Annotated in this window: 12 protein-coding genes and 1 pseudogene; 10 read left to right on the forward strand and 3 right to left on the reverse strand. The window is 70.3% G+C overall.

The features are described 5' to 3' along the window. Positions 1 to 9: 9 nt before the first annotated feature. Positions 10 to 132, forward strand: a pseudogene (locus ETD96_RS48425) (TetR/AcrR family transcriptional regulator); the annotation flags it as partial. A gap of 51 nt (positions 133 to 183) precedes the next feature. On the opposite strand, the gene ETD96_RS31620 reads toward ETD96_RS48425, so the two are convergent. Both ETD96_RS31620 and ETD96_RS31625 read right to left on the reverse strand, forming a co-directional pair. After that, positions 184 to 1,644 (reverse strand): potassium/proton antiporter, encoded by a 1,461-nt coding sequence (locus ETD96_RS31620; RefSeq protein WP_138640151.1) that lies wholly within the window; start codon positions 1,642 to 1,644, stop codon positions 184 to 186. A 231-nt stretch (positions 1,645 to 1,875) separates the two neighbouring features. Next, a complete protein-coding gene (locus ETD96_RS31625) occupies positions 1,876 to 2,457 on the reverse strand; it encodes a 5-formyltetrahydrofolate cyclo-ligase (RefSeq protein ID WP_138640152.1) in 582 nt (193 codons plus the stop codon). Positions 2,458 to 2,490: 33 nt separating this feature from the next. Here ETD96_RS31625 and galU point away from each other — a divergent pair, with 33 nt between their 5' ends. The 8 genes from galU to ETD96_RS31665 all read left to right on the forward strand — a co-directional run bounded on the left by galU (position 2,491) and on the right by ETD96_RS31665 (position 9,734). Then, a complete protein-coding gene (galU, locus tag ETD96_RS31630; protein WP_138640153.1) occupies positions 2,491 to 3,426 on the forward strand; it encodes a UTP--glucose-1-phosphate uridylyltransferase GalU in 936 nt (311 codons plus the stop codon). A 27-nt stretch (positions 3,427 to 3,453) separates the two neighbouring features. After that, on the forward strand, positions 3,454 to 4,656 hold the full coding sequence (gene glp, locus ETD96_RS31635) for a molybdotransferase-like divisome protein Glp (RefSeq protein ID WP_138640154.1): 1,203 nt from the start codon (positions 3,454 to 3,456) through the stop codon (positions 4,654 to 4,656). Continuing rightward, positions 4,653 to 5,120, forward strand: coding sequence for a cyclic pyranopterin monophosphate synthase MoaC (gene moaC, locus ETD96_RS31640; RefSeq protein WP_138640155.1), 468 nt, complete (start codon positions 4,653 to 4,655; stop codon positions 5,118 to 5,120). The genes glp and moaC overlap by 4 nt, the downstream gene beginning before the upstream one ends. Before the next feature lie 8 nt (positions 5,121 to 5,128). Then, positions 5,129 to 5,596, forward strand: coding sequence for a MogA/MoaB family molybdenum cofactor biosynthesis protein (locus ETD96_RS31645; RefSeq protein WP_138640161.1), 468 nt, complete (start codon positions 5,129 to 5,131; stop codon positions 5,594 to 5,596). Positions 5,597 to 5,666: 70 nt separating this feature from the next. After that, complete coding sequence (locus tag ETD96_RS31650; RefSeq protein WP_138640156.1) at positions 5,667 to 7,475, forward strand: alkyl/aryl-sulfatase; 1,809 nt, start codon at positions 5,667 to 5,669, stop codon at positions 7,473 to 7,475. A gap of 180 nt (positions 7,476 to 7,655) precedes the next feature. Continuing rightward, on the forward strand, positions 7,656 to 8,183 hold the full coding sequence (locus ETD96_RS31655) for an SMI1/KNR4 family protein (protein ID WP_240808366.1): 528 nt from the start codon (positions 7,656 to 7,658) through the stop codon (positions 8,181 to 8,183). A gap of 42 nt (positions 8,184 to 8,225) precedes the next feature. Then, positions 8,226 to 9,050: an AraC family transcriptional regulator gene (locus tag ETD96_RS31660; protein WP_205719540.1), complete on the forward strand. Its 825-nt coding sequence runs from the start codon at positions 8,226 to 8,228 to the stop codon at positions 9,048 to 9,050. 87 nt (positions 9,051 to 9,137) lie between these two features. Further along, on the forward strand, positions 9,138 to 9,734 hold the full coding sequence (locus ETD96_RS31665) for a dihydrofolate reductase family protein (protein WP_274704657.1): 597 nt from the start codon (positions 9,138 to 9,140) through the stop codon (positions 9,732 to 9,734). Here the strand turns inward: ETD96_RS31665 and ETD96_RS31670 are convergent. Continuing rightward, positions 9,718 to 10,704: a helix-turn-helix transcriptional regulator gene (locus ETD96_RS31670; RefSeq protein ID WP_138640159.1), complete on the reverse strand. Its 987-nt coding sequence runs from the start codon at positions 10,702 to 10,704 to the stop codon at positions 9,718 to 9,720. The two genes, ETD96_RS31665 and ETD96_RS31670, sit on opposite strands and share 17 nt — an antisense overlap. Before the next feature lie 109 nt (positions 10,705 to 10,813). Here ETD96_RS31670 and ETD96_RS31675 point away from each other — a divergent pair, with 109 nt between their 5' ends. Then, positions 10,814 to 11,209, forward strand: coding sequence for a RidA family protein (locus ETD96_RS31675; RefSeq protein WP_205719541.1), 396 nt, complete (start codon positions 10,814 to 10,816; stop codon positions 11,207 to 11,209). Positions 11,210 to 11,252: the final 43 nt, after the last annotated feature.

Genomic DNA, 11,252 nt, shown 5'->3' on the forward strand with positions numbered 1-11,252 from the left:
CGCCCGGAACTGCGGTCGCTGTACGACGCGAGCGGCCGCCACTTCCGGGAGCCGGCCGTCGCGCTGATGGCGGCCCTGGGCTCCGCCGACCCGCAGGGCGACGGGCGCCGCCTCGTGGCCTACGCCGTCGCGTTCCTGGTGCGCCCGCAGTTCACGGATTCCGGAGACCTCGCCGGACGCCGTTCAGCGCACCGCCAGCTTGCGGCTGACCGCGCGCAGCCGCCGCTCCGCCGCTTCGCGCACGGAGTCGGTGGTCACGACCAGGAGGGTGTCACCGGACTGCAAGGGCGTGGTGGGTTCGGGGACGAAGCTCGACCCTTCCCGCACGATGAGGGTGACGGACGCGCCCGGCGGCAGCCGCAGCTCGAAGATCTCCACGCCGCTCAGCATCGAGTCGGCGGGGATCCGGACCTCCAGCAGGTCGGCGTGCAGCTCCTCCAGCGGCGCGGCCTCGACGTCCAGCTCGCGGGTCTGCTCGTCGCCGGACAGCCGGCACCAGCGCGCGACGAGCGGCAGCGTCGGCCCCTGGAGCAGGGTGAACAGGACGACGATGTTGAAGACGATCGCGAACAGCCGGTCGGCGTTCGGGATGTCGGCGACCATCGGGATGGTGGCGAGGACGATCGGCACGGCGCCGCGCAGCCCGGCCCAGGAGGTGAAGATCTTCTCGCCCCAGGTCAGCTTGAACCCGACCGTGGACAGCACGACCGATACCGGACGGGCGATCAGCAGCAGCACGAACCCGATGATCAGCGCGGGCAGGATCTGGCCGGGGAGGTCGCCGGGGTCGGCCAGCAGCCCGAGCATCACGAACAGCCCGATCTGGGCGAGCCATCCGACGCCCTCGGCGAAGCCGCGGGTGGCGGGACGGTGCGGAAGCCGCGAGTTCCCGAGCACCAGCGCGCTCACGTAGACGGCGAGGAACCCGCTCGCGTGCAGCAGCGACGCCATGCCGTAGGAGCCGACGGCCAGCGACATCACCGCGATGGGGTAGAGGCCGGACGCGGGCAGCGCGATGCGGCGTAGCCCCTGCGCGCCGAGCCAGCCGATCGCGATGCCGATGACGGCGCCCGCGACCAGTTCGTACACCATCACGCCGAACAGTTCGGCCAGGTTGGGGGCGGCGCTGTGGGCGCTGAGGGTGACCACGATGATGACGACGGGGGCGTCGTTGAAGCCGGACTCGCCCTCCAGCAGGCCCATCAGCCGCGAGGGCAGGGGCAATCGGCGCAGCACGGAGAACACGGCCGCGGCGTCGGTCGGCGCGAGCACGGCGCCGAGCAGGAACGCGGGGCGCCAGTCCATTCCGATCAGCCAGATGGCGGCGGCCGCCACGATGCCGATGCTGATCAGGGTGCCGATGATGGACACGCTGACCGCGGCGGGCACCGACGGCCGCATGCGCCGCCAGTCGGTGGTGATGCCGCCTTCCGCGAGGATCAGGACGAGGGCGGCGAGCCCGAGCGTCTCGGCGAGTTCGGCGTCGTCGAAGCGGATGTGGAGGGGACCGGACTCGCCGATGAAGAGGCCGAGGGCCATGTACGCCAGCAGGGTCGGGAGTCCCGCCTTGTGGGACAGCCTGACCGCGATGATGGCGCAGAGTACGAGCGCGGCCCCGAGGAGTAGCCAGATGTCGAGATGCACATCCCGCCCTTCGGGGTCGTCAAAGTTGAACGTTTAGCAATCCTACAGATTCAACGGTCGATCGCGCATTTCCGGTTGAGCATCGGCATGTCGGAAACGCCGCCGACCGCCGTATGGCCTGCGGTTTTACCCTGAACGCGATGTTTCGCACGTCCCGCTCCGCACGTCCCCGTACCGGCTCCGACGGCGCGTCTCCGCTCCAGATGTCGCGTTCCCCGGCCGGCGCGCGGGTCAGCTCAGCCGGACGAACCCGCCGGACGGCGTGGCGACGGCGCGGACGCGCTGGTCGTGCGGCTCGACCGGCAGCGCCTCCACCAGCTCGCCGTCGTACAGCGGCGCGACCGTCAGGATCGCCGGGCCGACACGCGCGAGCGCCCGGTCGTAGGAGCCGCCGCCCCGGCCGAGCCGCACCCCGGTCCGGTCGACGGCGACCGCCGGGGTCAGGACGACGTCCGCCCCGGCGATGGCGCCCGGCCCGCGCGGCGGCTCGGACGGCTCCAGGCACCCGCGCGCCCCCGGCACCAGCGAGTCGGGCCCCTCGTAGGACGCCCAGTCGAGGTCGCCGTCCGGGAGCAGGATGGGGAGCAGCACGTACGTTCCGCGCTTCCACAGCGCGAAGAGCAGGCTGCGCGTGTCCGGCTCGTCGCCGATCGAGGCGTACGCCGCGATGGTCCCCGCCATCTCCACCTCGGGCAGCGACAGCAGCGCGTCCCGGATGGGCCGCGCCGCGGCGGAGCGCTCCTCCGGTCGCATCGCCGCACGCCGGGCCAGCAATTCCGTCCGGAGATCGGTCTTCGAAACGATGTCCTGCACGCTGTCGTCCTCACGGATGGTTAGGGTCGGTACATGGCCGACATTGCACCTGTACTCAAGGCGGTCGTCCCGGCGGCCGGCCTCGGTACCCGATTCTTGCCCGCCACCAAGGCGACTCCCAAGGAAATGCTGCCCATCGTCGACAAACCGGCGATCCAGTACGTCGTCGAGGAGGCGGTCGACGCCGGCCTCAGCGACGTGCTGATGATCACCGGGCGCAGCAAGCGGTCCATCGAGGACCACTTCGACCGAGCCTACGAGCTCGAGGAGGCGCTGCGCGCGAAGGGCGACGACGGGCGGCTGGACGCGGTGCGCGAGTCCAGCGACCTCGCGATCATGCACTACGTCCGGCAGGGCGAGCCGCGCGGCCTCGGGCACGCCGTGCACTGCGCCCGCCAGCACGTCGGCCGCGAGCCGTTCGCGGTGCTGCTGGGCGACGACATGATCGACGCCCGCGACAAGCTGCTGCGCCGCATGATCGAGGTGCGCAACCAGTACGGCGGCAGCGTCATCGCGCTGATGGAGGTGGAGCCCGACCAGGTCTCCGCCTACGGCTGCGCGGCCATCGAGGCGACGGACGAGGACGACGTCGTCCGCATCTCCGACCTCGTCGAGAAGCCCGCCGCCGAGGAGGCGCCGAGCAACTGGATCATCATCGGCCGCTACGTCTGCGACCCCGCGGTGTTCGACGTGCTGGAGAAGACCCCGCCGGGGCGCGGCGGCGAGATCCAGCTGACCGACGCGCTGCGCACCCTCGCCGACACGCCCGCCGACCAGGGCGGCGGCGTCTACGGCGTCAAGTTCCGGGGGCGCCGCTACGACACCGGCAACAAGCTGGAGTACCTGCGGACGGTCGTCCAGTTCGCCGCGGAACGTCCCGACCTGGCGCCGGAGTTCATCCCGTGGCTGCGCGAGTTCGTCCAGTCCCAGGACGGTGCGGGCGGCGTGGGCGGCTCCGGGGACGCGTGACGACGCGCCACACTGGAAGGCGTGGTCATGAGAACGGTCGATGAGCATCTGCAGGAGATCCTCGGCAGCGTGAAGACGCTGCCCCCGCTGGACCTGGCGCTGCTGGAGGCGCAGGGCACGGTGCTCGCGGAGCCCGTGTCCGCGCCGGTGCCGCTGCCGCCGTTCGACAACTCGGCGATGGACGGCTACGCCGTCGTCGCGGCCGACATCGCGGCGGCCGCCGACGGGTCCCCGGTCACGCTGCCCGTGGTCGGCGACATCGTGGCGGGCGACTCCGGCGTGTCCGCGATCCGGCCCGGCCTGACCGCGCGGATCATGACGGGCGCGCCGCTGCCCGCCGGCGCCGACGCGGTCATCCCGGTCGAGTGGACGGACGGCGGGAACGCCAACGTGCGGGTCTTCCGCGCGGCCCCGCCGGGCAACTACATCCGGCGCGCCGGCGAGGACGTCCGCGCCGGGGAGGTCGTCGCGCCCGTGGGCACGCGGCTGACCGCGCCCCAGCTCGGCATGGTCGCGGCCGTGGGACGGCCCCGGGTGACGGTACGTCCGAAACCCCGCGTCGTGGTGGTCTCCACAGGCGATGAGCTGCGCGAGCCAGGCGCCACCCTGGCCCCGGGCCAGATCTGGGAATCGAACAGCTTCATGCTCATCGCCGCCGTGGTCGAGGCAGGCGGAGTGGGTTTCCGCCACGCCACGGTCGAGGACGAGCCGGGCAACGTCCTGGAAATGCTCCACGACCAGCTCGTCCGAGCCGATGCCATCATCACCACCGGCGGCGTTTCCATGGGGACCAGGGACGTCGTCAAGGAAGCGCTGACCGGCACGGTGGGTTTCCACAAGGTGCGGATGCGTCCGGGCAAGCCGCAAGGGTTCGGCCTCCTTGAAGGCACGCCCGTCTTCACGCTCCCTGGGAACCCCGTAAGCGCGTACGTGTCGTTCCAGGTCTTCGTCCGTCCCGCGCTGCTCGCCATGCAGGGGCTACCACCGGAGCCGTTGCCGACCGTGAGCGCCGTCTTGGCCGAGGACGTCAAGTCACCCGCCGGGCTGCGCCACTACCTGCGCGGGAAGCTGTCGTTCGACCGCGGTTCCTACAGCGTGACCCCCGCCGAGGTGCAGGGCTCGCACCAGCTGGCGTCCCTCTCCTCGGCGAACGCGCTGATCGAGCTTCCAGAAGACACAGAGGCCGTGCAGGCCGGTACCAACGTCAACGTTCTGAGGTTGCCCTCGTGACTGAGTTCACCCACCTGGACGACACCGGCGCGGCCCGCATGGTCGACGTGTCGGCGAAGGACGTCTCCGCCAGGACGGCGACGGCGACGGGCTTCGTCCGCCTGTCGCCCGACTGCGTCGCCCTTCTGCGCGCCGGTGACATCCCCAAGGGCGACGCCATCTCCGTCGCCCGCATCGCCGGGATCATGGGGGCCAAGCGCGTCCCCGACCTCGTCCCCCTGTGCCACCCCATCGCGCTACACGGCGTCACCGTCGACCTGGAGATCACGGACGACGGCGTCGCGATCGAGGCGGTCACCCGCACCGCCGACCGCACGGGCGTCGAGATGGAGGCGCTGACCTCCGTCAGCGTCGCCGCGCTCGCCCTCGTCGACATGGTGAAGGCGGTCGACCCCGCCGCCGTCATCACCGACGTCCGCGTCGAGGAGAAGACCGGCGGCAAGAAGGGCGTGTGGCGCCGGTGATCAGGGCGATGGCGGTCACGGTCTCCAACCGCGCCGCCGCGGGCGTCTACGCCGACAAGTCCGGGCCGGTCCTGGTCGAGCTGCTGGAGGACCTCGGCTGCCAGGTGGACGGCCCGGTGGTGATCCCGGACGGCCCGCCGGTCGCCGAGGTGCTGCGCGACGCGGTCGCGGAGGGCTACGACGTCGTCATCACGTCCGGCGGGACGGGCCTCACCCCGACCGACCAGACCCCGGAGATGACCCGCCAGGTCCTCGAATGGGAGATCCCGGGCATCGCGGAGGCCGTCCGCATGGAGGGCCGCGAGAAGGTGCCCGCGGCGATCCTCTCCCGCGGCCTGGCGGGCGTCGCGGGCCGCACCATCATCGTCAACCTCCCCGGCTCCACCGGCGGTGTCCGCGACGGCATGGCCGTGCTGGCCCGCGTCCTCCCGCACGCGGTCGACCAGCTGAAGGGCGGCGACCACCCTCGCCCCTGACGCCGAACTCGGCCAAGGACTTGCCCGCCGGTGACCCGGGATCTACTCGCCGTCACGCTAAATGAGAACCATGGGCGGACTCTCTTTCGACGATCGGACCGACTTCGAGAACGCCGAGCGGGGCCTGGTCGCCCCGCTGACTCCCGGTCAGGTGAGGGACGCCGGCGGGCGCGTCGTGTGGGACTGCGACGCCTTCGCGTTCCTCGACGGGCCGTGCCCGGACACCGCGAACCCGTCGCTGTGGCGGCAGTCGCAGCTGTGCGCCAAGCAGGGCCTTTTCGCGGTGACGGACGGGATCTACCAGGTCCGCGGGCTGGACCTGTCGAACATGACCCTGGTCGAGGGGGGCCGCGGAGTCATCGTGATCGACCCGCTCGTCTCGGTGGAGACGGCGGAGGCCGCGCTCGCCCTGTACCGGGAGCACCGCGGGGACCGCCCGGTGACCGGGCTCGTCTACACCCACTCCCACGTCGACCACTTCGGCGGCGCGGAGGGCGTCGTCCCGGCCGGGAACCCGGACGGGATCCCGATCCTGGCGCCGGCGGGGTTCCTGGAGCACGCGGTCGCGGAGAACGTCTACGCGGGGACGGCGATGGCCCGCCGCGGCGCCTACCACACCGGCGCCAACCTCGACCGGGGCCCGGCCGGGATGGTCGGCACCGGACTCGGCCAGACCGCCTCGACCGGACGCGTCTCCCTGCTGCCGCCGAACACCGACGTCACCCGGACGGGCCAGGAAGAGGTCATCGACGGTGTCAGGATCACGTTCCAGCTGACCCCGGGCACCGAGGCCCCGGCGGAGATGAACTTCCACTTCCCCGGGCTTCGGGCGCTGTGCCTGGCCGAGAACGCCACCCACAACCTGCACAACCTGCTGACACTGCGCGGCGCGCTCGTCCGGGACGCGCGGATGTGGGCGCGGTACCTGGACGAGGCGATCACCCTGTTCGCCGACGCCACCGACGTCGCGTTCGCCTCCCACCACTGGCCGACCTGGGGCCGCGAGGCCGTCGTCACGTACCTGTCCCAGCAGCGCGACCTGTACGCCTACCTGCACGACCAGACGCTGCGGCTGCTCAACCAGGGCCACACCGGCATCGAGATCGCCGAGATGATGGAGCTGCCGCCGGCCCTGGCCGAAGCGTGGCACGCGCGCGGCTACTACGGCTCCGTCAGCCACAACGTCAAGGCCGTCTACCAGCGGTACATGGGTTGGTTCGACGGGAACCCGGCGCACCTGTGGCAGCATCCGCCCGTCCAGGAGTCGCAGCGGTACGTCGAGTGCATGGGCGGGGCGTCGAATAGGATGGCGATGGCCCGCGACTACGCCGCGCAGGGCGATCTCCGGTTCGCCGCGACGCTGCTGAACCATGTGGTGTTCGCCGACCCGTCCAACGACGACGGCAAGGCGGCGCTCGCGGACGTCTACCGGCGGCTCGGCGAGGGCGCGGAGAACGGGACCTGGCGCAACTTCTTCCTGACCGGGGCGATGGAACTGCGCGAGGGCGTCAGGCCGCTCCCGATGAGCATCGCCGGCGGCATGACCGCCGGGCTGACCGTCGAGCAGGTCTTCGACTCGATGGCGATCCGGGTGGACGGCCCCAAGGCGTGGGACGAGCACCTGACCATCGACTGGGACTTCACCGACAGCGGTGAGCGCTACCGGATGACCCTGTCGAACGGCGTCCTCACCCATCGTCCCACCGGCGAGACGGGAGGCGCCGACCTGACGCTCACGCTCACCAGGCCGATGCTGTTCAAGCTCGCGTCCGGCGAGGACCCCGGCGGCATGGCCGCCTCCGGAGACGGCGCCGCCCTGCGGCGGCTCGTCGCCGTCCTGGACACACCCGACCCGAACTTCCCCATCGTCACCCCCTGACCGGCGAGGGCCGCGCGTCCGTCCGGATGGGCGTGCTCATGCTGATCCTGGCGGCCAAGCAGTTCACCACCCGCCCGAACCCGGGCGAACAGGGGCCTGTTCGCCGGAGGACAGCACTTGCCGCGGAGCGGAGGCCCCGGGCCGGCTCCTATGTCGGAGGCGATCGCCATCATGAGTCGGGTGACGGAACACGACGAATTGCTGAAGCTGGTCGCGGAACGAGCGGCCCAGGAGTCATCGGTCGAACTGACCCGTGCCACCCCCGACCAGGTGCGAGAAGCGGAAACGGCCCTGGGATTCCCCCTGCCGCCCCTCCTCGCTCGCCTCTACCAGGAGGTCGGCAATGGCGGCTTCGGCCCCGACTACCAACTCCTGCCCCTGATCGGCGAAGGCCGCACCGTCGTGAGCTCGTATCACGCCGAATACGTCCCCGGCGAATGGCCGGCCGGAGTCATCCCCATCCTCGACTGGGGCTGCGCAATGTACGCGGCGGTCGATTGCACCGACCCTCAGGGCCCCGTCCTCCTCTACGAACCGAACGCCGTAGAGGACGACTGGAGCATCGCCTGGTACGAGGACGCCGAAAGCCTCGCCTCCTGGCTCCAGTCCTGGCTCTCGGGAACCGGCTGGTACGAGGAGGAGATCATGATGAACGAGGACGACACGGACCCGACCCCGTGGCCGCAGGCCAAACACCGCCTGACCTGAACCGTCCTCGTCCACACTGGTTCGATGGAATACGTCGGCCGGGTGCCCGGGCCGCCGCTGGACCGGTTCATCGACGACATCTACTGCATGTCCGGAGTGCCGCGCCACCGCCGGCTGAACGTGCCGCCGATGCCGTCGGCGCACCTGTTCATCAACCTGGGCGAGCCCGCCCGCCTGCGGGACTCCGACCCTTCCGTGCCGCCGGCGATGGTCGCCGACGGCTGGTTCATGGGCATATGGACGAGGCGTTTCCTCATCGAATACCCCGCACGAGTGCGGCTGGTCGGGGTGCATTTCAAACCGTGGGGGCTTTCGCCGTTCATCGACATTCCGGCGTCCGAACTACGCGACCGATGGGTGCCGGTAGACGCAGTCTGGCAACGCTCCGTAGACCGAATCCGAAACCAGATCGGCGACATCACATCGGCCGCCGAGACACTGCGCGCCGTGGAGGACGAACTGCGAACGCGACTGACCGGCACACCCTCGCTCGGCCTCGACCTCGTCCAGCACACCGCCGGGCGCCTAGAGACCGGCCATGGCGCGATACCGGTCGGCGCGCTGGCCGATGCCGCCGGGGTAAGTGGCAACCACCTGGCCGCGCAGTTCAAGTCCCATGTCGGGGTCACCCCGAAGCGGGTCGCGCGGATCTACCGCTTCGCGCGGCTGATCCTCTCCGTGGACGCCCGGCGTCCGGTCGACTGGCCGGACCTCGCCCACATGGCGGGCTATTGCGACCAGGCCCACTTCATCAGGGAGTTCAAGGACTTCACCGGCCACACCCCGACGCAATACCTGGCCCTGCGGCGCCGGTTCCCCGCCGACGCGGCGTTCCCGCCGGACAGCGGCCCGATGCCCGCCGATTGATTTTTTACAATCCCGTCCGCTCCCAGGGCGCCAGGATCGCAGGCCGAGACGCAAGCGACCGGAGGAGACCCCATGGGCCCAGTGATCATGCACTGCGCGGTGTCGGTGGACGGCTTCATCGCCGACGACAACGACGACGTCGGGCCGCTCCACGACTGGTACTTCAACGGAGACACCCCGATCACCGACACCGGCGACGAGCAGTTCGACCATTCCGGAACAGGAACCGCCTTCAAGGTCTCCAAAGCTTCGGCGGAGTACATCCGGCCGATCTGGGACGGGATCGGCACCATCGTGATGGGCCGCACCCTGTTCGACCTGGTGAACGGCTGGGAGGGCCGTCCGCCCGCCGGAGACCACGTGGTCGTGGTTTCTCACCGGCCAAAGCCCGAAGGCTGGCACCCCGAGGCGTCCTACCACTTCGTGAACGACATAACGGCGGCGATCGCCAAGGCCCGAGAACTCGCCGGAGAACGAACCATCAGCGTGAACGCCGGCAACGTGGGCGGCCAACTTCTCGCAGCCGGCCTAGTGGACGAGGTGGCCATGGACTTGGTGCCCGCGGTATTCGGAACGGGCAAACGCTACTTCGGCACCGTCAACGGCCAGCACCTACTGGAGCATCCCCACACGGTCATCCAGGGCGACGGCGTCCTGCACCTGGGTTTCAAGGTGCGTCGCTAGAGCCGACGCCGTAGCAGGCAGCGATAGCGGCAGCCCGATCGCGCAGCGAAGTACGCAACCACTCCGGTTCCAATGCCTCCGCGCTAGTGGCGAGCTGCCACAGCGCCCACTCGGCGTGCCTCCGGTCCTGGAAGGTCACTTCTAGTCGCACCCACCCATTCGGCTCGGCTTCTTCGTCGAGGACGGCCAGCGCGGTACCGACCAGCTCGTCCCGCCGCGCCGGATTCACCCGCACCATCACGGCAACCTGGTCGCCCCCGGTCCGGAACCGCGTGCTGCGCTCCTGCCAGACCCGGTCCAGATCGACCTGCTCCGGCCGCTGAGCGGGCTCGTCGAGCTCCTCAGCGGCCAGGATCCGAGACAGTCGGTAGGTGCGGTCCTCACCGTCCCTCCGCGCCAGCAGGTAGCCCAGATCCCGAACGGTCACCAGACCAACCGGATCCACCGTCCGCCACTGGGGCGCCCCACCCTTGGCCACATAGCGGATGCGCAACTTGTGCCCCGCGAACACCGCCTGCCGAACCTCGGCCACCACGACATCGGGCACCTCCTCGGCGACCTGCCGCCGCGAAAGCAGGTCGATCTCCGGGTCGATGAGCAACCGCTGAGCCGCCCCCGCCGCAACGTCCCGTTGGCTCTCCGGAAGCGCGTCAACGACCTTGAGCATGGCCGACGCCAGCGCCGACCCGAGCCCGAACGCCTGCGCGCCCCGCCGCGACCCGGCGATCAGCAGCGCCAGCGCCTCATCGTGGTTCAGCCCGGTGAGCTCCGTCTGAAAACCGGGCAGCAGCTCAAAACCCCCATGCCGCCCGCGCTCGGCGTACACGGGAACCCCGGCCGCCGACAACGCCTCGATGTCCCGCAGGACGGTCCGCGTGGACACCTCCAGCTCGCGAGCCAGCGTGGCCGCGGACAACCGACCGCGCCGGCGCAGCAGCAGCACCAGCGAAACCAACCGGTCGGCACGCACCCGAAAACCCTAGCGAATACATGACACAGGATGTCGTGATTAGTTGGCAGGCTCTCACCACGTCGGCCACCAGAGCCGACTACTCCCAACGAACGGAGCCGCAATGACCATAGAGCGCACGCCGGTCAACCCCTGGCCGTGGTCAGTCCAGATGGGCTACAACCAGGCCGAAGCCGTCTCCGGTGAGACCCGAACCCTCTACATCTCCGGCCAGACCGCGATGAACGCCGACGGCAACCCCCAGCACCCCGACGACATGAAGGCACAACTGACCCTGAGCCTCGACAACCTGGAAACCGTCCTGGACGAGGCCGACATGACCCTGGAAAACCTCATCCGACTCAACGTCTACACAACCGACGTCGACCAACTCTTCCAGCACTACGCCGTCCTGGCCTCCCGCCTCGCCGCCGCCGGAGTAGCCCCGACCACCACCATGCTGGGCGTGACCCGCCTGGCACTCCCACCCTTGATGGTCGAACTAGAAGCAACCGCCGTCGCCTAACCCCAGAGGCCGACCCAAAACCCGGGTCGGCCTCACCCCTCCC

It is taken from the genome of Actinomadura geliboluensis (assembly GCF_005889745.1).
Taxonomy (GTDB): domain Bacteria; phylum Actinomycetota; class Actinomycetes; order Streptosporangiales; family Streptosporangiaceae; genus Spirillospora; species Spirillospora geliboluensis.